The following is a 24,662-nucleotide window of genomic DNA, read 5'->3' as shown; positions in this document are numbered from 1 at the left end:
GACCCGCCTCAGCTTTCGGGTTCATGGTCTTTGACCAACGCAACAACGCCGCGCACAATAGCAGCGCAGCCCAAGGCCTGTTCAAACCGGGCAACGAAACTATACATACGCGCGCCCACGGGTTTGGCCCGGACATCGACACGGATCGGAAGACCCAGAGGTACCGGAAGATGCCATTCTGCACGAGTATTAACCAAACGCGGCGTCCAATCCACCACATCCTCAGACAAGCGTAGTAGCGCAAGCGCCGACTGCGCCGCTTGTTCAATCAGAAAAACGCCAGGAACTACGGGGCCTGCGGCCTGCGTATGCGCTACAATCATTGGCGCATCTGAAGCGTACACATATTCAGTGGAAATCTGGCCTTCGTCGCCATCAAACTGAACGACACGGCCCACCAAGTCCATAGCCGCGCCGTAAGGCGAAAGGTAAAGCAGGTCCGAATCAGGCACGATGTGCCGCTTTCCATTGCTCGAGTGCAAATTGAAAAATTTTCTCCGGCGTGTTGTAGACCGACCAATCTTCATCGCGCTCGGGTTCGGCCACGTCGAAATCGTAGGCCAAATCAATAAACACACCAACGATTCCTATGCTATCGAGACCTAAGTCATCGACCAGAGTATCGTCCCAGCCGACGGCATCTTCCTCAAGATCCGCAGCCTCGGCCACGAGAGCCCGCACCGCGGCACGCAGTTCCTCGATATTTTTGTGGTCGCCTGCTCCGTCCATTACGAAATTTTCACATCAACGGTTTTCATTGTTTCCCAAACCCCCGATTTATTGCCTGAAGTGATTGGAATTTTAAGCTTTTCCAACTCAAGCGTTGGCGTTTCTTCATGGCTACGAACAGGGCGTTCTACCTTCGCACCGCTGACGCCGCTTAACGCAAATTGCTGGACGTAAATATCATAGTCGAGTTCCGGCACATCGTCTTCAAACTGGCGCTCAATATTTGTATCGATAAGTTCTGCGAAATCGGTTGAAGTGGTTGGATTGAACTCGATCGGGCGCCCCACCTCCCGGGCATTTACGATAACTAGGCTACCCTCTTCGCTAGGTGCCACACTGGAGACCCGCCGCCGTACAACTATCCGATATTTCCAGTCCAGTTCGAGCGTTTTAGGGTTTTTGTCTCCCGCAAGACGACGCACGACTTGGCTTTTGACATCGAGCGAGAACCGGAACCGCACTGCCGGAGCCACACGGCGTATAGCCTCATCGCGCTCGGCGGAGATAACGGCTTGGATTGGCGGAGCTTCTGGCACCATCCATTCCGTCCACGCCGTTGCAGGAGAGTAGAGCGCGGGTGTTCCGTTTGCAGGCGGCACCGCAAAGCGCAGTTGATAGCGGTAACGTAAATTACCGCTCATCGCGTTGACCGGATCGCCAAGCGATTGGCGGTAGTCGATGAACCCGGCAGCATCGGCGGGCCAGATGGTCTGATTGTTTGAGTCTTTGACGCTCAGACCTTCCTGTGCATTCAAAGCACTGGCAAGCCCCACAAGTGGATCTTGCTCCGGCATGTCATCCACGGGCGGAGGGTTGCCCAGTAACCAGCCCTTCTCCTCGTCCATCAAAGGCTCAATGAGACCAGCCTCGAGAATACCATTCGAAGGCAAGGTCCGAATCTCTTCAATACTATTCAGTTGTAGCGCCAGATCGCGTTCGAGAGATTGCGCGCGTCGGTCTTCCTGATCCACCGCCTCCTCTTGTCGGTCGATGACGACCAAGAGCCCATCGGCGCGAGGCTTGGCCCATGCAAGAACAAGCCGAGGGTTGCTACGGGTGTCCTCAGGTGATGAGGGGTCAAATATCTTCGGTAAAAAATCAGCGTGTTGCGGATTATTCGGATCTAGCGCCTCAAGCTTCCGATCAAGTGCGGGGCCAAGTGTCACACGTGTAGGCGTTTCTGGCTCGACCGTATCCGGCAAGACCGCGAAATGCGACAGACTGTCAGAGATATTCCCGCGACGGTTTGCCCCAGAGCGAGAAACGATCCACCAAAAGCCATATTCGCCTGCCCCTCCCCGGACCGGAAGCATGACGTTATGGGGTACAGGCCCGGGAGTTGCCGCATCGCCATCGAGGTGCTTCGTACGCATCTGCGCGACCGTGTCGCCATAAAAGAGACAAACCGTTCCGAGCCCTGTGCCCAGACCGTTTTCCGTAAGGGCCTGCGCATTGAGACGCAGCTTGTCGCCAGCGAGGAGTTCCCCAGCGCTAACTAAGAACGGATGACCGGGCGCGTCTATACCCTCAGGAACAAAGACCCCGCACAGCGGTTGTTTGCGCGATACAAGCTGTTCGAGCAATAAATCGCTTTCGCTCTGTGCGTCTTCAAAGGACTCCTGGTCGTCAAAGTCGCCCGCGGATAGTTTTGTTATGGATATGTCATAGCCATTCCCCCGCGCCACGGCGCTACCTTGTGCTGCGATGCTGTTGGGCAAAAGGCCTCGACCTTGCGCCTTATCGAGGTCCGACCCATCAGGTACAATAGCCTGGAAGACATCAAACGCCGTTGCCTCAGCATCATTTGAGCCTGGCGGACGCTGGATGTGCGGCGTATACGTCCAGCCGAGCAAAAGAATACCCCGGAACCCGACGCTGGGATGCAATCCAACCTCAGGTGATAAATTGGGGTCAACATCGCTGTTTTGCGCAAATTCCGCAAAACGCAGAAAGCTCTCTGCCAAGATGCGTCGTGCATGTTTCAGCGCGGGCGCACCGATGTCAAAGTCAGGGTCCCGCAAAAGATCGCGCAATGCGGGCCGCGCGCGCAACAACGCAGCATCGGCGCTCGCCGCCTGTCCTTCGTTTAGGATCAAACCGGTGTCACGCCAAGGCACGCGCGGCGGTTCGCTGTGCATACGCTTTGTCGGCGGAGCAAAAGGGGGTAGTTCCTCGGCGCGATTTGGCATCATAGCAATCCGTGCAAGGATTGGGTCGCGCTGCATGCCCGGGATGGGAATAACAGGGCGCGCCTGCGCTTCTGCAACCCGCAGCGAGCCAAAGTCTGGCGCGCGAGGCTGGTCGGGATTTGCCGCAGAAACCACCTCTTCCGAAACACCTACGGTGCTGGCAGAGGGCGCATCGATCGTTTCAGTGGTGTCTTCCACGCGCCGATCTCCAGTCTCTTCATCGACGAGGTATTGCAGCATGCGCCGTGTGTCGGTAGGTGCGCTCCAGAAGGGCTTAGCCGCATCTGGGACGCTCAAAAGAACCGCAGCGACGTATTCAAAACCGAGATCTTTATACTCTAGCTCAAACTCGGTCCTAAGTACCCGCGCGCTGGCCCCAGCATCAAAGTGCGCCGACTCGTGCAGTGTCCAGCCCCGCTCGCCCAGGCGCGCCATCGTCGAGCGCCATTGTACATCGCTTCCCGTTGAAAGCCTGCGCAGCGAGATCACGTCATCTTCGAGATCACTTGAAATGACGCGGCGGCGGAAGATGCGCAACTCACCGACGACCGGATGACCACGGTCCTCAAACCGTTTCAGCATCGCGCTAAGACCGTAGTCGGAGGGCTGATCCGGCACTGCCACATTAACCACCAGTTTCGGTGCTTTCTCGAGATCCTCCACTGCCACCGTGATCTGGTCGACGGGCCTAATTTGACTGCGATAGGTTGGAAAAAACAAGTAGCGTTCTTGCTCCACAGCAACGTCCGGGTCTGCCGCTAGAACTGGGAGTGGAGCGCTCTCTGTGTCGAAGCTGTCGACCGAAGTCACAAACAAGCGATAGGCCAGTGGCCGGTCCATTACGGGTTCCCCCGCCGCATCAAGATCCGGTGCCCAATCATAGTTGCGTTCGGCGCGAGCATCCCATCCGCGCGGCAATCCCGCAGGCGGTCGGAACTGCGCATTGCCACCCATGCGAAGATCAAACGAATAGATCGTTGGCCCATCGGGCCCGCCATACAGTTGTTCGGGAATCTCCTCTGCCTCATCTTCAACACGCGCCTCCGGCGACACGATTACCGCGTCAGAGGCTTGGTGGTCACTGAAATCGCGCACACGCCGGGGCCGAACAGGGACAGCTTCCCATGGCGGGGTCTCAAGGATTGATTTGAGTTTGGGATGCACAGCGCCGCCCAAGTCAGGAAAAGCACCGTGCAAATCGCGCTGATAGGAATAGCGTCGGGTCACGAGATAGGGCCGCAATCGTTTCAGCAGTCCCGGGCTGACGGCGGCGTCCGGGGCGCTAAACAGATCCTCCATGCCCTGCGAACCTTCAGGAACTGCATAAATGTTGAACGCCGTCTCTGTGGCGACCTTATCAGCGTCGCTGAGTTGCTTTCCAGCTTTGTCCCGCGGAACGTGATTTGGCATACGCGGCGTGATGTGAACCTCGACAGCACCATTGCCGGTCTTGAAAGCTGGTTCGTCCGCGTCGAACTGGCGATCCTTGCCGTTAGGGTGTTGCGTGAGTTTGGGATCCGCTCGATTTAGATCGAAATTGAGTCTAGCAGCCTTGGGTGGACGCGGCGCAAAGGCGATGCCCTCATCGCGCGCGCGTTGTAGGTCGTCCGGGTGTAGGATCGATTTTGCCGGCGTGTAGCGCCCGTTGGCGTCACTTGCAGAGATTAACAGAGTAGGATTTGCTCCGCTTGCCCACAAATCTTCGATGACACTTTGCGCGACTCCGTGAATGTCGATACCTAAGCCAAGGATACGGCTCGCGCTGTAAATCTCACCGCGCAAACTGTCGTCGGCTACTGGATCTCCGGATTGCGCCCAGAAGTCGATCATTCGCCCGCCCTGCAGTGCCTTTAGCTTGAGTTGGCGCCGTACTTGTTCGGGGTCGAAAGCTTCCCTCTTGAGTGCACGGCAGAAAACTTCATCCGAGAAGGCGACCTGCAGCATGGCCGCCATGGAAAAGAGCTCGGGGATGCTAGTGGCATCGCGTAAGCCCAAACGCTCCATCAAGGGCGCCTCGGCATTCGCTTCGTCAAAAAAGGCGTCAAATGCCTTGTTGGACAGCAATTCACGATCTTGGGCCTGCTGCGCGAGCGTCCGGTGCAACTGTGCGAATTGATCCGCCAACTCGAAGGGATTGACTGCGGATGAAACGAGAAATTCGGCAACGCGTCCGGCTACACGTTCCGTAAAGCCAACATCGAACCGGAGCGCCGCCCCTCGCGTGGTCCCTTTAAGATCTTGCGCGATCGTGGTGAGGCCATCCCGGGTTAGCCCTCTAACCACCCGGTAATTCGCCTGCCTGTCGGTATTCTCGAGAAGGTGACGGACCCCGAACCCTTCGCCATCTTTGATCTGTCGTTTCATCTCGCCGGGCATTTCGCCCGGTTGCCAATCGACGGCGCCTGGATCAACAGCTTTGGTGGGCTTTTGTGCCTCACGTCGATACGCAGGCTCTCCAAGACCCCGGACCTCCTCAACTCTCCTTGGCGGATCGAGCATAACATCCAGCATGGGCGATGTTTCGAACTCGTACTTCGCAGCGCCCCATGTCAGATCCCTTTGCAGGAAGGTCTTGTCACGCTGCTGAATGCTAGTAAGGAACACATCATCGATTAAAGGCAGCGTCGCTTCGGAGGCACCGCCAGGCTTTTCGTTCTGTCCGAGAACCCAGCGCAGTCGGAACGAATAGGTCGCGTCATCGGATTTGTACAAATTCGCGACAACTGTCATCTCGCTCATTTCTGAACCTCCTCGAGAAACCGTAGTGGGGCTGGAAGCGACACAGGCTCAAAGCCCACCCGCTCCCCTGCCTGGAAGCTGCAGTCTTCATCCTTCAAAACGATCTCGAATCGCGCCGTTGTGGTATAGGTCACACACAAGATGGTGACCGAGAACTCAAACCCAGCCGCCCCCTTTAGTTTGCGCACGCCTGTTCGAATTGAGCCGCAGGCAAGGAAACGCACGTACGCGCGCAGGGAGGCAGATACAATCGTGACACCGAGGAACTCAACCGAGCCGCTGCCCCAAACATCAGCGTAAATGCTCGCGCTCAAGCGCGCCTCAATCTTCGTACTGCGGAGGCCCGCTTCGGCCATGATCTGCAAGCAGTAATCAATACACTCCGCGTGTTCTGCCAGCGATGGGTCCGCTTTAACAGAACGCAAACTGGCTTGTGTCGCCTCGAGCATGAGGCTTGCATCATTATGCAGAACGGCGTGCCGGGGCGTCGCCATACCTTCGATGGATTGAAGGGAGGCACTGCTGCGTTGCGAGAGGCTGAACTCAAACTCGAATACACCGCCTAGGGCAACGCCAAGTTCTGCGCGAGCGTCGGCGAGCTTGCTTCCTGTCAACTCGAAGGTTTCCGTCCATCCTAGACGCACCGCAAAGCCTTGATAGAACACCAATGGATTGAGCCGGACCTCGGTCTGCACACCACCCCAGAAGGTATTAATCGGCCACATGCCTGTGATCTTGACCCTCGATGCGCGCGTCCAATCGCGTTCGTAGTCATCCTCGCCGGTGAGCACAGGCCAACCCATGGATTGCTTGAGCTTGAACGGCCCGCCATACGAGGCGCCCAAAGCAAAATATCCCGGACTGACAATATATTGCGGATTCGGCGCAGGGTGCGGGGCGATTTTGATTTCAGGAAAGCTAAAGCCTGCCTCGATATATTTGCGCTTTGTGTTGATTGTCAGAGAAAAGCGTTGTGGGTCCTTGAGGCCAAAGAGGTTGGCGTACGCATCGACCCTGAAGTACCCTAGATCGGAATAGGCCACCGTCGTCCGATAGCGTTTCTCGTCTACCGGTTTGGCCAACGCGCTCTTCGTGTTAAGATAGCCCGACACGGCGACAAGGGTGCCCATATCGTCATTGGGTTTCCAGTTTGTCAGCCAAGTCCGGCGGTTGAGTTTCTGATCGTCCCACTCATCGGGTCTGAGTTGTTTGATTACGTCGTTATTGCCTTCGGCAAAAGCTTCGGAAAGCTTGAACGTCTTGTGCTCGAAATCCGCATCGTGGGCCAGCAACAGCCCGGGTTGCTGAATCTCCATGCTGCCCAGGGAAATGTCGAAGTCGCCCTGCAACAGAGAAGCGAAATAGGTTTTTCCGCCTTGGTGCCCCGACTTAGCGAGTAGTTCCCAACCCTCGCCAAACACCCCGCCCTTTGCGCTGAGGGCCCCGTAAATCTCGCGGTCGCGCCCGGCCTTGAGGATTTCGGGTTGCGATACCGCACCGTCTTCCGGCGGTTTCGTCCCATCTTTTGGCAACCGGACCCATTCAAGATTCCCTGCTATGCGCGTGTCGCCAATTTCCAACTCGATATCGATGCCTTGAAAGGTCACATCGACCTCCCAGTCGGTGGCCCCCGGTCGGCGGCGGATCGTGATCTCGGCAACGATGGCGCGCAACCCCGGCAGTCGCAGATCAATGCGCCCCTGGAACCGAAGGAAAATATCGTTGCCTTGCGTGCCATCCTCAAAAACAAAGGCGGCATGGGTCACCGACAAGTTCCATCGACCAAAGAGCTTGGTCTCGATCTCCGTCGGAAGGAGCAAATTAATATTGCTGTTGGCCGCGTCCTGCTCGTTGCTCAGGTTAATGTAGACGGACGCGCTAAGCGGCTTGTCCTTGGTAAGGAACGGCAGGACGGATTTCAACTTGTCATCGGGGAAGACATCAATCGCAAGCGTCGCGCTCTTGAGATCGCAATCGAGGTCTGAGAGAACGATCCGGTCGATTCCGGGAATGTCTGCGGGGCCGTTAAAGTCGCGGTTAACCCTGATACGCAAAGATTGCAGCACGTCTTTTTTGTTGGTGAGATCGAGTTGGAAGGTGCCCGTAACCTCCATGGCCTCGTCGTCACCGGCGCCTTCGGCCTTCCACCATGGCAAAGTCAGGATGACACTACCCCCGGCCTGGACGATCGCACTGGACGAGCCGTTGAGTGGCGCGCCCTTTACACCCATCTGATCCACTTCCAGCACCGCAATCCGTTCGATCACCTCGGGCGAAATTCGGCGCCGTTCCGTAATGCTGGCGACAAACGTTGCCCCGTTCGGATCGCGCCAGCCATACCGGATCAGGAGTTTGTTTTGCAGCGTTTCCAGCAGGCCTGCGATCGCTGGGAACTTTGCGGTGAGCGTCTCGTCTACAAAGGGCGGAATGAGTACAGATGCAGGCGCATTCCTGAAGAAAATGCCGCGCCACTTCGGGTCAGATGGGTCGAGCAGGGGCCCCTTTTTGTCTTTCTTGGCAGCACCAGGCGCAGGTTGTTTTTTCGCCCGTGCTTTAGGCCAAAGCACCTCCTCGTCTTTTGGGATATCATCCCAGGATGTCCAGGGGGTGCCATCGGGTTTGCGCCCAATATCGCCAGGCGCGAGGCCAGCCTGCGTGCTGAAATCAAGCGCCAGCATCGTGTCCGGATGGACTGGCGGTTCGCCATCTGGGCTGAGCATGCGCTGGACCAGTTGATCCATCCAGCGCACCTGACCGTCTTTATCCTTGTCCCATAGGACAAGACCCACGGTCTTTGAGATCGGAAGCAGGAGACGGTCATGCTCTTTCGTAGGGCGGTTGCGCTCGATCAGGCGTTTGAACTCTTGGCGCCCGAAGGTCTCACTGCCATCAGGCATGTTGTAGGTGACCAGAAGATCATCCAACCCGTTCCGGCGTACAAAGTCCTCAGGCTTGCCGGGGTCAACGGGCTTGTCGAGATCCTTAAGACCGATCTTAAGCTCTTCTGATCCAATCGCTTCCCATTTGCGACCGACGCCAAAGGCAATCAACTCGACAAGAGCATAGCCGAGTGTCACAAAGAACGCGGTGTAGGCAAGCCTTTCTTTCCCGGATGGGTCTTTAACCGTCTTGACGGTTGTTACCTCTCCCGGCGTAGTACCACGTCCCACGGGTTGGTCATCAATCTTGACGAGCAGATTACGATCTTCTGCAGAGGCATAGGCAACACCGGGCTCCTGCGTACGGAATTTATCGACCCATTGTGGGGCTGCCGCGTCCACAGCCTTCTCCGCATCCGCTACTAAGGCCTCAACAAGCGGCGCGGGGGTCGGAACAACTGCAGGCGCGGCGCGCGGTTTGCCGAGCCCCTCATCAGTCAAATCAAATGTGAGCCCTGCGTAATTTGGGTCGAGCGCCAAAGCCCATTCCGCGTATTCTGAGGCCTCACCTTGGACAGACGCAATCCCGACTGGGTTCGACACCAAGAGCGGCGCGCCCATCTGCAACAAGTTGCCACGCTCATCCACTGTCATGGGCGACTCGTTCGCTCTGGCCTTCTCGACCCGCAACACCGCAGTCGCAACCGGAATATCGAGGTGACGTGCACCAGAAGAGATGTTGAGCTTAGGCGTCAGTACCGCTGTGCTGCCCGAAATCTGCGGCATCTCAATCAAAGGCGCTTGGGTGGCCTCGCGCGGGTTTATGGCGGCACCCGCCAGAAGGTGAAACCGATCCTCCCCAGAAGCCAAATCAAGAATTGCGCAGTCGGCGTCAAACCTTGCTTGTAAACCTCGGTCATCTCCCACACCGCGTACTCGCACACCATTAAACCGTTCACCGAAAGCTGCCTCGAACTCTGTGATCTGCGGGGCTTCACTGCCGTATAGAACCTGCACCCGACCCGAACTAAGATCAGCCCGTTTTGGGATTTCCATAGCGAAGGTTATCCTATCCTGCGGACCCTCGATGGAAGAGCGCCCCAAGGGATCCTCAAAAGCGGGATCACCAGCATCGGCGCGCACTTCGAGCCGGCTCATCGGCTTGCGCCCCGTGCGATCAAGGAAGTTTCGAAGGCGCAACGCCTGACCCGTAACCACACAAGACGCGGCAAGCGCAATATTCATTCCCGGCTCATTATGAGCGCTGGCAAACCGCAGCCCGGTGTCCTTGCCCGCCGCTCCGAACGTACGCAGCAGCACACGCTGAAAGCCACTACGAGTAGCCTCAAGCTTCAGCGAAAAAGCACCCGCTTCAGGACCGCTATTCTCCCGGAGGAACAGCAGTTCCATCAAGACGGACACTGCTACCGAAAGATCGTCGCGCGTGCTGACGTTGATGCCGTTCTTGAGGACTCCCAAGCTCGCCTGAACTACACCATCAGCCCCCGGTTTGAGATAAAACCCGGTGCGTTCATTTAACTCTGGCCAACTTCGCCCTACAAGTTCTTCGCGGGTTTCGACACCTGTGTCTGCATAGAAGAATGTATTCGCGCGATCAGGCGCCCGATCCGGAATGATCGAAGCGCTAATATCTGGCAACGCGACTACGGCTGTAGTATTGTTTTTATTTGCATTTTTAAGCTCAGCGGTCGCAAATCCTAAAGTCACCGCAGCATCGGCTGAATCTGTGATGTAGCAACGCGTCGCCCAGCGGAAGGTTACACGCGATGACAGGTCTGTTAACTCCCATCTCCCATCCGTGGTTTGAATTGCCTCTGCTTGATGCAGGGCTTGAGGCCCAAAGCCCACCGAACGAGACGCGTGACCGAAGAGGACCATAGCGAAATTGCCTAACATCTCCCCACTAGCCGTGACTGTCGCAGCGGCATCACCTTCCAGATAGGCCGTAGCACCCATAGCTTTGAGGGAAACGATCAAGGACATGCTCTGGCCTCCGATTTGATGCCAATGCCCGCGGCAGAACTAGTCAGGGGATATCGGCCGTTGGCTGGAAACGATGATGGTGTCTCCTCGGCGGATCAAAACGGGCCCAAAGTCTGGCCCGGACGCTTGATCCGCATAGAAGTAGAAGGGTCTTGCTTCGGCCATACAACTGGCCTCGGCAGGGATCACGGTGAAGAAAGCGCCTATGCCGAATTGAGACTGTGGATAGAATAACTCGGTCCCAGTCAATTCGGGCATCAGGCGGGCAAGCGTGGCTACAACCGGCTGGCCACTTTCAAACGGGACGACATGGCGCGTGCCATCTTGAGATAGAACTGTGAACTCTGGATCACGCAGTGCCACCCGAAACACATTGAGCAAAGCACTTTCCGGACTGTCGCCACTATTGAACAGGCTTGGGTCAATCCCCATCGCACGACATTGGCCAATGGCATATCGCGCGTAGGCCCCGTTTCCGGCATATCCAACCGTCGGCAGAATATTCAGACACGCCGTTAACGAGCTGACGGTTGGTTGGTGCGCCCTGCATTCTCCAGGTCGGTGAGCCTGAACCGCCATAGTGCCCACGCTCAACAGATTGAGATGCATGGGGTATTCAGGGATCTCGGATTGCGCGTGCGGTGCGCGGGAAACTACAGGTACATCCAAAGCTCCATGGGCTGCAACGCTACCCATCATATCGCGATAAAATGGTCCCATTACCTGTAGCGACAGAGGCTCCAACCGAGTGAAGTCATACGCGATGGTAACTCTGTCCCTCGGCAAAAAGGCGAAATCCTCGGATCGCTGCAAAGTGATTTCGAACGGAGCGGGCACTTGCTCTTGAAGACCCGCCCAGGTCATCGTCCCAATTGGAGCGGGGCACTGAGATGATCCTCCAGTACAGAGCCGAACAGTAGTGCGCGCGCCGTCAGAGCAAGTAAATTCCGTGGTCTGAAGCCCCGCCAATAGCGCTAAGGGCAAGCGCGGCTCAGGATGATTTCTGAGAAGATCAGCCAGGTCAGACGCAACGGATACAAGCTCCCCTTCGCCACAGGTCAGCACTACCATATCAGAGGTATTCAGACCGTAGTTCCGTGGTGTGGGCTCGGAAGGCCTTGGCAGAACAGAAAAGTTCATTCTATGTGCAAATCCGGAAGAGCCGGCGTTTTGGGAATTGAGCTCAATCACATCGGGAATGCGGGGAACCGCACAACTCGTAAGGGCAAATGCAAAAGCAAAAAGAGAAATTATCCTTAGGACGCAAGAGAAAGCGCCATGCGTTAAGTGCAGCATAAATCATCCACCCTGTCTTCTGGTAACATGCGTGACAGCATTGGATTCGGGCAAGACCCTTTCTTAGGAAAACGGGCTTTGATCCAACCTTTCAGAAGCGTCGCGCTACCTGACGCGATAGCTGCCGTGACTTAGCCGAGCTACAAGCATGGCAAGCAGGGTCAACGCTGTCATGTTTGTTCTGGTGGAAGACATCAACCAAGTATTCATTTTCCACCCGATCACTAACTTTGCCTCATGATTGATCGTTCATTACCGGAACCCAGCACTACACATGACTTGTTTTCGAGATCTATAAAGTAATTCAATCTCAGAAGTTTGACACATGATCGCAGTACTGATCAAAACCATCAGCCCCAAGTTTCCGCTAGTAGAAAACGTGAGCTCAGCATCGCGTTCGGTCGCCGGGCTGCAAGCGCTTGGGAAATCATCAGCGGTGGGACCAAGACTATGGCTTCTGGGTTTCCCGACGAAATCCCATCCAACGACGGCCCCGCAAAAGTCCAACCGGATTCAGTTTTGTTCCTACAGATCAACACACGAAGACGCTTGTATCATGTGTGACTTCACTCAAGACACCGGTAAGTCTACCCGTCACTTATCAACGATCAGAGACTTCAAAAAAGCACTTGGAGCAACGCAATCGGCAACCTAGCCTCGGCGCGATTGCCCAAAAGGAGACTGATAATGACAAGATTCGTCGTGCCTCGACCGCCAGCTGGGACTATGACCAGCGACTCCGAAACAGACCAATTCCGTGATCGGCTGCTCAAGTATATTCCCGCAGAACTGGTAAGCACCTTTACAGCTTGCGTAGCTGCATGTGCAGCTATGGGGTTTTCCGAAGATGTTGTTCTTTATATACTGCTCGGCGTCGCATTAACTTTCTGCCTTCTAATTATTTTTTTCACAAAGCGGCTTTTCGGTGATCAAATTCCCAACGAGTCCCAAAGGGCTCATCGCATAGCGTCGAACATCGCATTTCTTGCGTGGGGCTACAGCGTATCAGGCGCTGCGCTTCCAAGTTACTATAACGGAGGTGTCGCGCTTTTGGGTATGGCATTATCGGCACTGGCTGCTTGGCTGATTTGGCCGGTTGCCAGCAGCGAAGGAGATTAACTGATGGAAATTCTACGTCGAAGATTAGAGGAAGACAGGCGCATCTATCAATTCTGGGAGCAAATCTCGAGTTTCAAATCTTGGCACGGAATTAACGCACGGATCGATCCAATATTCTGGATAGGTCACGACAGTCCAGTTTCTGACATTTTGAATAGGCTTTTGCGGGACTATGAAGATGATCGGCGATTGTTGTCCATTTTCTCGAATCTGACAATGATGTCCTTTCCCGGCCACTCTTCCGATTTCCGCCTAATGCCCGACTTGGATGATCTCGCAAGTGCCATGTTTACATTCAATGCTCCGGTGCTTGATAGACTGCCGGAGTTTCTTGATGCGAGATTCCGCTATTACTGGCAATCGAGATTTTTTGATGACTACTATGATCGCGCAAGACTACGCAAAGAAGAAGAGATCGATGCCGTCCAATTTGATTTGAACCTCGCTCTTGGAGCGTCAAAAGAGTTTCAAGATGAGATCGCAAACATGTACTCTTTGGCATCCGAATTAAGGCTCAACATTAGATTTCGAGAGGTTGGCATCCCCCAACTCAGGCTTTCGGAGGGCGATAGTGTCAGTGGCGGCGGCGGTGGGCGAGGAACCATTGGTGGTTTTTTGCAAGATGGAATGAGCGGGAATTTATTTGGTGTAACTTGTGGGCACGTGGCAGGGCGAAAAGGCTCTATCCTTGCTGACAACTCGGGAAATCGATTTAACGTTATCGATTCCGTTGAGCCGTCTGCTAGCCCGCCGGGTGTCATCTGTGCACCGGGACACACAAATGAGTTGGATGTTGCTCTGGTGGACGTGAACTCCGCAGCCCCCTGTTTGAATGCGGCTAGCGGCATAACTAGCGTTCCACATCCACTGGTCTCCTTGCAATATAATGGCGCCTCAACTGCAAGCAGTTCTTCCATAGCCTCTGCGACGAAAGCTCTCTCTGTAGTTCAAAAATTTCACTCAGGAACGAATTACTTCTGTTTCGAGGACACAATTGTATTCAAGCCAAAGCTTAGCCCAATCTTGAATCCGTCGATCTCTCGTGCCGTTGTCAGAGGCCCACTGCCCGGAGATTCTGGGGCTTGGCTACTTACAGCCGGGTCGTCCGGAACCGAATGGTGCGGACTGATTATAGGGTCCGATACCAATTGGTCGGAGGGGTATGCAATCGAAGCGCAGAAAATCATAGACTGGCAGGCGCCCAATCTTTCGCTGATAGTCGTTTGATTAACGCAAGGAACTAATCTCAAACAAGCCTCCCAAGACTCATCTTGACCGGGAGAGCGCGCACGTCCACCCAAACCACCACCGAATTACGAATACTAGATTGGTGAGTTCTAGAGAGCCTCTGGAAGCTTGATGGCTGTTGCTTCTTCAAATCCGCTGAAGCTCGATTTCAGCGTTCTCAGCACTACCAAAAACTCGATTACATCGAGCCTCCGCTCGTAGGTTTCGTACTTGCCTACAAACGATGGCGGCTTCGACAAACGCTTCGCAAGGTCAGCCTGCGAAAGCCCCTCACGCGCGCGAAGCTCACCTAAGAACCGCACGGCCGCTCGATAAGCTTCTGTATGAAGGGTCCCCGCCAATTGTCCTGTCCATCCTCTCGACAGGACCAGCTGCTCCCGATATAGGATTAACCCCAAAATGGGAGTATCGTCGGATGTGTTGCATATCGCTGAGCCACGCGGCTTGGCTCAATGAATTGAGTTCAACGTCCAGGCAAAGCGCAACCAACGGAGTGGTCGAAGCCTCAGTCGCCAGTGACCGCCAAGAACCTTCCGTATTCCTCGGACACTTCACGCGCCTCCTCAAAGGCACGAGCACGCTCCGCCTCCAAGCAGAGGAAGTAACTCTGGATATCGCGAATATAGAGATCGAAGTCTTGCCGGATGAAATCGGCATATTCGCGTGCGGCTTCGGGGTCGCTTGGAACAAACGGCCTGGGCGGCGCAAGGCACGTGCCAGACGCGGCCATGCCAGCAAAAGCACCGGCCAATACTATACCCGCCCCTGCCCTGAACCAATGCGACCGCCGGTTGAGCAAACCCCTTATCCCCTTGATAGAATCCATGCGCCATGCCTAATGAGTGCGTGACCGTCATACAGCCGCAGCATCAAAGATATAGCTTGCGGCCATTTGTATAGCATCGTATGTCTAGGTATCAACTCCTGATGCCTGGTCATTCGCCTTATTGGAGAACGAGACCAAGGTGACGGACCTAGAAAAAGAAGCACCGAATGTGGTCACGGAACCCAGATTCCGCGACCTCGTTGCGAGCGGCTATCGCGTCGAGGTTGTATGTAAGGAAGAGGCCTACAAGAAAGGCCCCAACTGGCACGGCATGTGGATCGTCCGCGCTGTCAGTGACGAAGGGCTGGAGAAGCTCCTCGTCACCGCAAGAACGCGCACGTCCCGGAACGACATCAAGATCCGCGAAATCCGCACCGTCACCGGTGTCATCTCCTTCCTGCAAGGTATCGGCTTCTCCCACGCAGACATTCCTCTCCAGGCCGACAAGCGGACCGTCCTCAAGCTCTCTGACGACGAGTTGGCGTCTCTGCAGGACTAGCGCCGCACTCGCGGCACTTCTGTTGCCTGGCCTAGCTTCTGCACAGATGGTGCTGGTGATGGAGGGCGACGGCTCCCTCTCCCCGTCGCGGTCTCAATCTGACTTCGCCCGAAACTACAATGATGGTGTTGGACAAAGCTCTGGTGCCGCTGAGATGCCGCTTTTTGGGCAGCCAAGCAGCGAAGAAGAGGTTCTGGCGGCTGTTGTCGTGCCGCAGCGCGTGGTCCCGCATCCAGACATTCTGAACGGCATGGAAGAGATCGCTCTCCGATATGCGGGTCACCGTGGACTGCGCACGGCCGATATTACCGTGACGGACTGGCTCAATCTCTTCCGTGCCAATATCGAGATCGAGAGTGCCTACCGCATTGATGCGGTCTCCCATGCCGGCGCGATCGGTCTCGGACAACTCATGCCAGACACCGCGCGCATGCTTGCCGTCGATCCGCACGACTGGCGTGAGAATCTCGATGGCTCTGCCCGTTACCTCGCGATGATGCTCGCCGAGTTCGGCGACGTGCGGCTCGCGCTCGCAGCCTACAACGCCGGTCCGGAGGCGGTCCGTGAACACGACGGCATTCCCCCTTATCGCGAGACTCAAAATCATGTCAGCCGCGTGCTGACCGTATTCAACCGGCTGGAAGGAGCGACCCCATGAAGCCGCAGACACATTTTCTTTTGGCCATTTCGTCAGTCCTTTTGCTCATCGCCGAACCGGCGCTCGCGCAGAGCATCGACCTCTCCCCAATCCAGAACCTCCTGCAGGGCATTGTCGACGCGCTCACAGGCCCGCTTGGCGTAGTCATCGCCACTCTCGCCGTCCTTGGTGTCTTCCTGAGTTGGTTCTTCAACATCATCGATCTGCGACAGGCGCTATGGGTGCTCGTCAGCATCGCGGGCGTGGCAGCAGCCCCGACGATCGTCGCAGCCGTGTTTGGCGGGTGAGCGGAGGCGGGCGTGGCAGAACGGTCTCCCCTCTTCCTGGGCCTTGTCCGCCCGCCGAAGCTTCTGGGCCTGCCGATCATGTATGCCATGGTCTGGCTCTTTGGCTCAGTTCTGCTCTTCGTCTGGATTCAGCACCTTCTCGTACTCGGCATCGCCGCCATCATGTATCCGCTGCTGTGGAAAGCCGCCGATTGGGACCCGCGGTTCATCGATGTGATTATGACAGCGCTGCAGGAAACGCCGCCCACGCGGAACCGCCAAATTCACGGAGGCGACAGCTATGCCCCGTGACGAGACCATCGACGAACGCACGCTGATGCCGGACTGGTACGCCCGCGAAAAACGCCTCGCGCACATGCTGCCCTATGTCAGCCTCGTCGACGATCAGACGGTGCGCACGCGGGTCAATGAGCTCTTCCAATGTATCCGTCTGAGCGGCGTGAATAGCTACACGACCGACGATGCTTATCTCGACAAGGTCACCGCGCTCTTTGCGCGGATCGTCGCGCAGCTCGGGCCGGAGTTCAGCTACTACGTCCACAAAGTGTCCAAAGCCATCACTCCGGACCTCCTCCCCGTCGAAGGTGATGGTTTCGCGGCGGCGGTCGATGCGACCTGGCGCGAGAAGCTTGGGAGCGCGGGTCTCCGGGACAAGACCCTGACGCTCACCATCCTCCATCGACCGCCGCCAAAGAGTTTTCTTGGGTTCATGGGCCGCAGCGCGCCGGAGCGCTTCAAAGAAGAGACTGCCAAACGCGTGCGCCGCCTAAAGGAGGCGGTTGGCGTCTTCACCTCGGGTCTCGCGGACCTCAAACCAAGGGTGCTCGATGCATCCTCCGGGGAGCTTATCGGTTTTCTCGGGGCTTTGAACACGGGCCAGGAGATGCCCCTCTACCCGGCCAATCGCTACGGGTTCCTAGCCGCGAATGTCGCCAATACCCGTGTGACCTTTTTCGACGAACACTTCGAACTGTCCGAAGGGGTCGTCGGGCATCGCTACGGCAAGAGCTTCACCATCGGCGAATACGCCGAAGGCACGACCTGCACGATGTTCGACATGCTGAACCTGCCGGTCGACATGATCGTCACCCACTCCTTCACGCCGATCAATTCAAACCTGATGGCCGGGCGGATCAAACGCCAGAAACGGCAAATGCAGGCCTCGCAGGACGCGGCGCTTTCGCTGCTGGAAGCGCTCGACATCGCTCACGACGATCTCGAGGCGAAGCGGCAAAGCTTTGGCGAGCACCACATGGTGGTCACTGTCTTCTGTGACAGTCTTGACGAGCTTCAGACCCTCGGCGCGGAGATCGTGAACGACGCCGCAGCCGAGGGCGTAAAGATGATCGGCGAGCGGATGGCGGCGAAGACCCATTACTTCAGCCAGCATCCGGGCAATCAGCCAAAGCGCGTCCGCGCCAGCGCGATCACCAACCGCAACTTTGCGGATTTCGCGGCACTGCACCGGACACAGCTCGGAAAAGAGAAGCACCAACTGCCCTGGGGCGAGGAGATCACGCTCTTTCCGACGCCGGAGCAGAGTGCATACCGCTTCTCCTACCACGAGCAGGGCGCGCCTGAGAAAGAACCGACCAGCGGGCACACGTTGATCCTCGGTCGCCCCGGCTCGGGCAAGTCGGTCCTCTCAGCCTTCCTGATGACCCAGGCGCGGCGCTGTGGGGCGCGCATTTTTGTCTTCGACTACCGCCTCGGCATGGAGATGGCTGTGCGCGCGAATGGTGGGCGCTACGCGTCCATCAAGGCCGGACAACCCACGGGTCTCAACCCGCTTTGGACGGAGATCGACAACCGCGGTACCGCGTGGCTCTCAGACTGGCTAGCCTCCCTGCTCTACCGCGCGGACAAACCGCTGACGCCGGCCCAAACAAACCGCATTCAGGAGGTCGTTCGTCAGAACGCGGGTGCCGCCAATCCGCAGCTGCGGAACTGGAAAGATTTCGCATCGCTGTTTGTTTCGACGGATGATGACGGCGATCTGCACCTGCGCCTGCTCGAATGGACCGAAAACGGCCGCTACGGCTGGATTTTCGGCCAGAGCCTGGAAGACACCTTCTCGCTTGAAGGCGATGTGGTCGGGTTCGATCTGACCGGCATTCTCGACAGCGAGAGTGAGAAGGAGCGCATGGCCGTGCTGTCCTATCTCTTCCGCCGCATCGAGCGGGAGATCGAAGACCGGCGTCCGACCATCATTGTCATCGACGAGGCCTGGAAGGCGCTCGACAACGCATACTTCGCAGAGCGGCTCTCGAACTGGCTCGTGACAGCCCGAAAGCAAAACACGGTCGCGGTCATGGTGACCCAGTATGCCAGCCAGCTGGAACGAACGCGAACCGGCAAAACCATTGTCGAGGCGGTCCCAACCCAAATCCTACTCCCGAATATCCTGTCTAGCCCCCTGTGTCTGGGCCACTGATCAGGGGTTTCTCTAATATTGTTTCAGGAACGGGTGGGCGCATGTTGAGTGCCTGATGCGGGCAGGTGTGATTGTACTGCCTGAGCCAGTGATTGATGACGATCTGAGCTTGCTTGGTCGTCGTGAACCACTCCGCATTGAGAACCTCTCGCCGTAATGTCCCATTGAAGCGCTCGTTGTATCCGTTCTCCCAGGGTGATCCTGGGTAGATGCGGATGGGCTTGATCCCAACACGCCGAAGCCAGCCCTGCATCGCCTCTGCTGCGAACTCGGGTCCGTTATCGGACCGGATATACTCCGGGGAACCGTGGCGCAGCAGGAGCGGATAGAGTGCTTCGAGAACTTCGTCGGCACCCATCTTGGTGCGGACCACAACAGCCAAGGCCTGCCGCGTGAACTCGTCGAGAACCGTCAGCATCTTGTAACTGCGCCCATTGCTGAGCTTGTCATGCACGAAGTCTATTGCCCAAACATGGTTCGGGTGCGTGGGCCGAAGCCGGATGATCGAGCTGCCCTTGTGGTAGAGCCGCTTGCGCTTTTTGTGCCGCTGCGGAAGCTGCAATCCTTCCTCACGCCAGAGCCGCTCGACCTTCTTGTGATTGACCCGCCAGCCTTCCATGTGAAGCAGCTCCGTGATCTTGCGGTAGCCATATCGCCCGTACTGCTTCGCCAACCGGATCAGAGCCAACCGTAGCGCATCATCGTCTCTCTGTGTTGGCTGATATTGCAGGGAGCTCCGCGCCAGGCCAATCACCCGGCAGGTCCGCCGCTCAGACGTGGCAAGCTTCTGGCGTGTGTGAAGGACGGCCTGACGAAGCTCCTCTGTGGTCAGGCCCTGGGCTTTAGGTGGTTCAGGCTTTCCTTGAGTATGAGCTTGTCCAGTTCGAGCTCGGCGACGATCTTCTTCAGTCGGGCGTTCTCTTTCTCCAAACTCTTCATCTCCGACAGCTGCGACCGGCCCATCCCGCCAAACCGTTTCCGCCAGTTGTAGTATGTCGCGTCGCTGATCCCGACGCCGCGGCATGCAGTGGCCACGTCATCGCCCGCCGTCAGCTTCAGCTCGATCTCACGCAGCAGCTTCAAGATGTCTTCGTCTGAATGTCGCTTCCTCGCCATGCCCAATCCCCCTCTCGCGGCCAATGTAATGGCCCAGTTCTAGGGGGGAAGGACACGCTTTGATGAACGCTTCGGCTCAGCCGCGCTCATCTCCATCATCTCTGCCGCACCGTCTGTTGCAGCCGGCGAAGTCGAAGACGAAACGGCGGCGGACGTTCTCGAGGATGTCGGCGACGATCTGGCCGACGCCACTGACAGCGTGATCGGCGAGTACCTCTCCATCGGTCCCGTCATCTATGTCGATCAGGGCGCGCGCGTCACCGTGATGGTCGACCGCGATTTGGAGATCTTCTGAGCATGACGCTGAGCTATCTCCAAGCCTCTCTCGACAAGCTGGCCGATGCCGCCCGGGACGATGTGATCGAGATCTGTATCAATCCCGATGGCTCTTGTTGGGGTGAATTCCAGGGGGATCACTTCATGCGCAGACTCGGTCAGACACTCAGCGCGACCGAACTTCGTGATCTCGGCAATCAGATTGCCTCGGGAGCGAACACGACGCTCAGCAAGGACAAACCCATCGTCTCGGTCTCGATCACCTACCGCCAACGTCCGATCCGCGCCCAGGTCATCACGCCGCCTGCGGTCAGTAATGGCATGTCGATCTCGCTGCGGTTCTTCTCCAGTCTCCCGCTTGATGAGATTGAACTGCAGTACCTCTATGGCGAAGAGCGCAAACTGGAATCCCTCCGCCAGGATAAGAACCGGGCGTTGCGCGAGGTTGTTGCAGCGGGCGATATCTACACCGCCATCCGCTTCTGCGTTGAGAATAAGCTGAACATGATCGTCTCGGGCGGCACCTCGACCGGCAAAACCGTCGCCGCCCGGAAAATCCTCTCCTATGTCGCGGATGACGAACGCATCGTCACGATCGAAGAGGCGGCGGAGCTTCTGCCAACGCAACCGAACGCGGTAACCTTGATTGCCAATCGGGACATGGAGTTCCAATCAGCCAATGTGCTCCTGACAGCCACGCTCCGCATGCGCCCAGATCGGATCATTCTCGGCGAGGTCCGCGGCAAGGAAGCGATGACCTTCCTCGAAGCGATCAACACCGGCCATGGCGGCTCGATGACGACGCTCCACGCCGAAACGCCGCAACTCGCGGTCCAGCGCCTCGCCATCGCCGCCCTCAAGACGGAGATCCCGATGACCTACCAGGACATGGTCACTTACATCGAAAGCTCAATCGACGTGATCATCCAGGCGGGCCGGGAGAGCGGCAAGCGCGGGATCACCGAGTTCTATCTGCCGGGAACCGAACTGACGACGGAGGCCGCCGCATGAAACGCTTTGAGTATCAGATCGCGACCTTCCCAATGGATCGCAAAACCAGCCTCATCGAGATGCAGGAGGATTTGAACCTACGCGGAAGCCAAGGCTGGGAAGTGGTGTCCGTCAGCACGTCGGAGTTCGCGAATGTCGGGCTTACGGCCTTCCTGAAGCGCGAGATCGGCCTCGATCAAGCAGAGGCGGCCACCTGATGAGTAAGCGTAGTGTCCTACTGGCCACTCTGGCTGCCTTCCTCGCACTCCCCGCCCTCACCGAACGCGATCTGGTTCCAAGCCTAGAGAACGCGCCCAATGTCTGCGCTGACCGACCCGCCGAACCGGATTGGATGCAAAACATCGCCCTCCGCGAGGCGTACAAGCGTGTTCTGGTGCAAGACATCTACAGCGCGCAGAACCTCGAGCGCGTCGTTGAGGAAAGCAACTGCGATTGTGACACGCGTTTCCCCTCTTGGGACGCCGCAGAGGCTGTATTCTTTGAACGGTTCGCCGATGCCGAACGATGGGAAATGCTTGAGGCCTCAGACGAGTTCAATCGTCGTTCCAGCGCGGCCCGGCCAGAGGCGATGGCGATCTGCGAAGATGCTGGTAACTGGTGAGGTAGTTCATGAGCGTCGTCACCTACTTCGTCGAAACCTCCCAGAGCTATCTGGACTCAGCCGCTGAGACGCAGTTCGGCGCAGTCGCGGCAACAGTCGGGACCATCCTCGCGCTAGGGGCCACTCTCGTCTTCGCGCTCGTCTGCATCAACATGATCTACCAATATCGCGCGATGGACGGACGAACGGCCTTCTGGCTGGCGGTGAAAGTTGGGCTGATCGGGATATTCGCGACCAATTGGGTGCAGTTCAACGCGCTCTCCTCGGCCATCCTAAACGGCATCGACAGCATTGCCGGATCGCTGGTGGCATCTGTGGGTGGCGGCACGCCTGGTCCCTCCGGAACCTTTGCGGAAGAGTTCGACCGACTGATCGCCGAACTTGGAGACTATCTCAACGCAGCAGGCTCAGAGCTTCAATGGATGGCGGGGGCTCTTCTTGATGTGCTTGGTGTGTTGCTGCTGTCGATCCTTGGCGGTCTTGCCGCGTTCATCCTCGTTGCTTCCCGGCTCATGATCGCGTTGCTGATCGGCATAGCTCCGGTGATGATCTTTCTGACGCTCTTCGAGGTGACGAAGGATTACTTCGCGCGTTGGCTATCTGCGCTCGTCTCATTTGCGATCTACCCGATCGTCGTGGCAGGGGTCTTCGCGACGATCACGGACGTCTCCACCGCGCTCATCGGTGAACTGGGTGATCCGGTAGGGGCGTCCAACATCGGCGCTCTCATTCCGTTCTTCATGATGGTCCTCATGGCCAAGGGTTTCATCATCGCGACCCCGTTCATTGTGCGGGCAATCTCCGGAAACATCATGATGCCCGCTCTGTCAGGTGGTCTTGGAGGGGCGTACAGCTTTGGCCGGGCGCTTGGTGGAAGCCAACAAGCTTACAATCGCTACCTAATTGGAGGGGCTACCGGGGCCGAATATGCAGCGCTGCGGGCGCGGCAGTTCTTTGGCGTACAGCAGATGCCACAGCGGCGAGGTTTGAATGAGAATACGCCGGTAAGTCCGGGCGGCGCCTCGACTGGGACAGGTGCTCAAATGCTCGCGCAGTTGGCACGGCTTGGGCGGCTGGGAAGACGATAGAATTTCGCTGAAGCTGACTTGGATCCTTTCACGGGGACTGGCGGCTTGACGGGCAAAGCCGCTGTCGGCGTTACCCTGCCCAACTTCAGCTTTCGGCCTGACGAATGCGGCTAAGGATTATTTTGTTGGCATCGCCTTGAATTCCGTATTGCGAAGCTGAGCCTATGCCGGATCTTCAAAGATAAGCTCTTGGATCTCGTTATCGATCTCAAAGTCTCTTGGAAGCGCACACACCTTTGACTCGCGCAACCCAGTAGAGAGATATCGAAAGAGAAGATACTTTGAGAGTTCTAACAATGGATCGACGAATACCGTCTCAGGAAACTTCTTGTGCGCTCGCTTAACGTTCTCTCGATAAACGAGAGATACTTCAGTAAGAGCTAATATGATCGTTCTGACTGAATCAAATTGCTTACTTACCAGCTTTTCGAAGGACTGGTATGGCTGATTGAATTTTCTGATGTTGTCGCCTCTATTTTTCACTTCCCAGGCGAGTGCTTCACCATTGCACGGCAGTATCCTGTAACCCTTAGGTGACAATTCCGTGTCGTATCCACTAAAGCCGCGATCAAAATCTACTACGGGTGCGATTCCGATCAGGCCAACTTCTGTATCACCAACGCGCTCAAGTACGGGCAGACATGCCTCTGCGATGGAAACAAACTCTGCATCGTAGCTCGAACAAAGCGATCTAATCTTATCCGAAAAATAGATAGTTGTATTGCATGGTATCGTAAGAATTTTACAGCCTGCTTCTAGTAGCTGTCTTAGGTCCTGTTCGATGAGGGTCCAGACTCTCTCCTCCCTTTCAATCAACTCCATCGTAAGGCCCATTGACGGTGCCGAGTGCATGTGTATCTCAGGCATCGTTACATCCGTAGCATTGGCCTCGAATATCTTGCGAAACTCTTGAAAAAACTCATTCACGAGGGTGATTCCAGACTCAGGCGAATTTCCTGTAAGTACTCCAATTTTTGGCGCTTTGGGTGGAGGAAAGTTAAGCCACTCCTTCTTTACAAAATTCCCACTTTTCCCAAGCCAAATAGGGTCGAAGTCCGAAAATGATCCCCTTTTTGTTCTAGGAAAGTACTTAGTTAGGCTTCGGAACAGCCCAGATGAGAACATCTCCAGAGCCATGTCTCTTCTACCACAATTGGTAACAAGTGTGTTCGGATATCCTTCTTCCCAAAACACAGAATCATCTATGAGCTGCCATATCTCATCAGTAGTACAATCAAGCCCAACTATTTTCATAATCTGATCAACGTTAAGTGGATTGACCAATCCAAAGAAGTCTATTTCGTCCTTATCATCACCGTCTTCGTCGATGATCCTGCTGAAACTACAATTCTGTGGATCTAACTCTAGCGCTTCAGCCAACCGCTCTCGATTCAAAATGGTATTTGCTCGCGTATGGCATGCATAGTATCGGCGAGTTCCAGATACCTCGCATTCGGCAACGCCTACTTCGGACTTCAACTCGGACCACAAGGGGACCCCTCCGGTCTCGCCAGATCCGAGCCGATCGCGCACTTTCACTGCTTGTCTACAACTCCGAGCCTCCATAGGCTCGCCATTCTTTTTCAGCTTGTTTTTCCTAACCACATACCATGCGCCTGTCTGCTCAAGGCGCGAAGTAGTAACCTCGTTCAGTGTTTCCAAC

General features: G+C 56.4%; 19 protein-coding genes and 2 pseudogenes. 12 read left to right on the top strand and 9 right to left on the bottom strand.

All coding sequences use genetic code 11. The features are described 5' to 3' along the window. Positions 1–8: 8 nt before the first annotated feature. Genes I0K15_RS10045 through I0K15_RS10025 form a run of 5 tightly spaced genes read right to left on the bottom strand, consistent with a single transcriptional unit; the run spans position 9 to position 11,404 of the window. Positions 9–452 carry a hotdog family protein gene (locus I0K15_RS10045; RefSeq protein ID WP_196105291.1) on the bottom strand — a complete coding sequence of 148 codons (444 nt, stop codon included), beginning with the start codon at positions 450–452 and terminating at the stop codon, positions 9–11. After that, positions 445–729 (bottom strand): acyl carrier protein, encoded by a 285-nt coding sequence (locus tag I0K15_RS10040; RefSeq protein WP_196105290.1) that lies wholly within the window; start codon positions 727–729, stop codon positions 445–447. Before I0K15_RS10040 ends, I0K15_RS10045 begins: the two co-directional genes overlap by 8 nt. After that, the gene (locus I0K15_RS10035) at positions 729–5,657 is read right to left on the bottom strand and encodes a hypothetical protein (protein WP_196105289.1); all 4,929 of its coding nucleotides are present in this window, start codon (positions 5,655–5,657) and stop codon (positions 729–731) included. The genes I0K15_RS10040 and I0K15_RS10035 overlap by 1 nt, the downstream gene beginning before the upstream one ends. Further along, positions 5,654–10,540: a hypothetical protein gene (locus tag I0K15_RS10030; protein WP_196105288.1), complete on the bottom strand. Its 4,887-nt coding sequence runs from the start codon at positions 10,538–10,540 to the stop codon at positions 5,654–5,656. Before I0K15_RS10030 ends, I0K15_RS10035 begins: the two co-directional genes overlap by 4 nt. A gap of 39 nt (positions 10,541–10,579) precedes the next feature. Next, a complete protein-coding gene (locus I0K15_RS10025; protein WP_196105287.1) occupies positions 10,580–11,404 on the bottom strand; it encodes a hypothetical protein in 825 nt (274 codons plus the stop codon). 1,119 nt (positions 11,405–12,523) lie between these two features. Here I0K15_RS10025 and I0K15_RS10020 point away from each other — a divergent pair. Together I0K15_RS10020 and I0K15_RS10015 are read left to right on the top strand one after the other, a co-directional pair. Continuing rightward, positions 12,524–12,955 carry a hypothetical protein gene (locus I0K15_RS10020; protein WP_196105286.1) on the top strand — a complete coding sequence of 144 codons (432 nt, stop codon included), beginning with the start codon at positions 12,524–12,526 and terminating at the stop codon, positions 12,953–12,955. Positions 12,956–12,958: 3 nt separating this feature from the next. Continuing rightward, the gene (locus tag I0K15_RS10015; protein WP_196105285.1) at positions 12,959–14,182 is read left to right on the top strand and encodes a hypothetical protein; all 1,224 of its coding nucleotides are present in this window, start codon (positions 12,959–12,961) and stop codon (positions 14,180–14,182) included. 110 nt (positions 14,183–14,292) lie between these two features. Here the strand turns inward: I0K15_RS10015 and I0K15_RS10010 are convergent, their stop codons facing one another. Beyond that, positions 14,293–14,505, bottom strand: a complete 213-nt coding sequence (locus I0K15_RS10010) for a helix-turn-helix domain-containing protein (RefSeq protein ID WP_196105436.1) — start codon at positions 14,503–14,505, stop codon at positions 14,293–14,295. Between the two features lie 203 nt (positions 14,506–14,708). After that, on the bottom strand, positions 14,709–14,933 hold the full coding sequence (locus I0K15_RS10005; protein ID WP_196105435.1) for a hypothetical protein: 225 nt from the start codon (positions 14,931–14,933) through the stop codon (positions 14,709–14,711). Positions 14,934–15,150: 217 nt separating this feature from the next. Between I0K15_RS10005 and I0K15_RS10000 the strand changes: the two genes are divergently transcribed. The 5 genes and pseudogenes from I0K15_RS10000 to I0K15_RS09980 all read left to right on the top strand — a co-directional run. Beyond that, positions 15,151–15,528 carry a hypothetical protein gene (locus I0K15_RS10000; RefSeq protein ID WP_230374378.1) on the top strand — a complete coding sequence of 126 codons (378 nt, stop codon included), beginning with the start codon at positions 15,151–15,153 and terminating at the stop codon, positions 15,526–15,528. Between the two features lie 46 nt (positions 15,529–15,574). After that, entirely contained in the window at positions 15,575–16,186 is a 612-nt protein-coding gene (locus I0K15_RS09995) for a lytic transglycosylase domain-containing protein (RefSeq protein ID WP_196105284.1), read from the top strand. Beyond that, positions 16,183–16,473, top strand: a complete 291-nt coding sequence (locus I0K15_RS09990) for a TrbC/VirB2 family type IV secretion system protein (RefSeq protein WP_196105283.1) — start codon at positions 16,183–16,185, stop codon at positions 16,471–16,473. Before I0K15_RS09995 ends, I0K15_RS09990 begins: the two co-directional genes overlap by 4 nt. A 12-nt stretch (positions 16,474–16,485) precedes the next feature. Then, complete coding sequence (locus I0K15_RS09985; protein ID WP_196105282.1) at positions 16,486–16,764, top strand: VirB3 family type IV secretion system protein; 279 nt, start codon at positions 16,486–16,488, stop codon at positions 16,762–16,764. Beyond that, a pseudogene (locus I0K15_RS09980) lies at positions 16,754–18,886 on the top strand (VirB4 family type IV secretion/conjugal transfer ATPase); the annotation flags it as partial. The gene I0K15_RS09985 and the pseudogene I0K15_RS09980, both read left to right, overlap by 11 nt. On the opposite strand, the gene I0K15_RS09975 reads toward I0K15_RS09980, so the two are convergent. Further along, a protein-coding gene (locus I0K15_RS09975; RefSeq protein ID WP_422394002.1) for an IS3 family transposase occupies positions 18,882–20,023 on the bottom strand; the annotation gives its coding sequence in 2 pieces (ribosomal slippage) (positions 18,882–19,760 and positions 19,763–20,023; 1,140 coding nt in all). The pseudogene I0K15_RS09980 and the gene I0K15_RS09975 overlap by 5 nt on opposite strands. 52 nt (positions 20,024–20,075) lie before the next feature. Between I0K15_RS09975 and I0K15_RS09965 the strand changes: the two are divergent. The 5 genes and pseudogenes from I0K15_RS09965 to I0K15_RS09945 all read left to right on the top strand — a co-directional run. Beyond that, positions 20,076–20,318, top strand: a pseudogene (locus I0K15_RS09965) (TrbI/VirB10 family protein); the annotation flags it as partial. Positions 20,319–20,320: 2 nt separating this feature from the next. After that, on the top strand, positions 20,321–21,310 hold the full coding sequence (locus tag I0K15_RS09960) for an ATPase, T2SS/T4P/T4SS family (RefSeq protein WP_196105281.1): 990 nt from the start codon (positions 20,321–20,323) through the stop codon (positions 21,308–21,310). Further along, complete coding sequence (locus tag I0K15_RS09955; protein WP_196105280.1) at positions 21,307–21,507, top strand: hypothetical protein; 201 nt, start codon at positions 21,307–21,309, stop codon at positions 21,505–21,507. The genes I0K15_RS09960 and I0K15_RS09955 overlap by 4 nt, the downstream gene beginning before the upstream one ends. Then, positions 21,507–21,911: a hypothetical protein gene (locus I0K15_RS09950; protein ID WP_196105279.1), complete on the top strand. Its 405-nt coding sequence runs from the start codon at positions 21,507–21,509 to the stop codon at positions 21,909–21,911. Before I0K15_RS09955 ends, I0K15_RS09950 begins: the two co-directional genes overlap by 1 nt. Positions 21,912–21,919: 8 nt before the next feature. Beyond that, a complete protein-coding gene (locus tag I0K15_RS09945; RefSeq protein WP_196105278.1) occupies positions 21,920–22,999 on the top strand; it encodes a TrbL/VirB6 family protein in 1,080 nt (359 codons plus the stop codon). A 162-nt stretch (positions 23,000–23,161) separates the two neighbouring features. On the opposite strand, the gene I0K15_RS09940 is transcribed toward I0K15_RS09945, so the two are convergent. Then, on the bottom strand, positions 23,162–24,661 hold the full coding sequence (locus I0K15_RS09940) for an aspartate/glutamate racemase family protein (protein WP_196105277.1): 1,500 nt from the start codon (positions 24,659–24,661) through the stop codon (positions 23,162–23,164). Position 24,662 lies beyond the last annotated feature (1 nt).

The organism is Pontivivens ytuae (assembly GCF_015679265.1).
GTDB classification, from domain to species: domain Bacteria; phylum Pseudomonadota; class Alphaproteobacteria; order Rhodobacterales; family Rhodobacteraceae; genus Pontivivens; species Pontivivens ytuae.
This window is presented reverse-complemented; position numbering and strand designations above follow the sequence as displayed.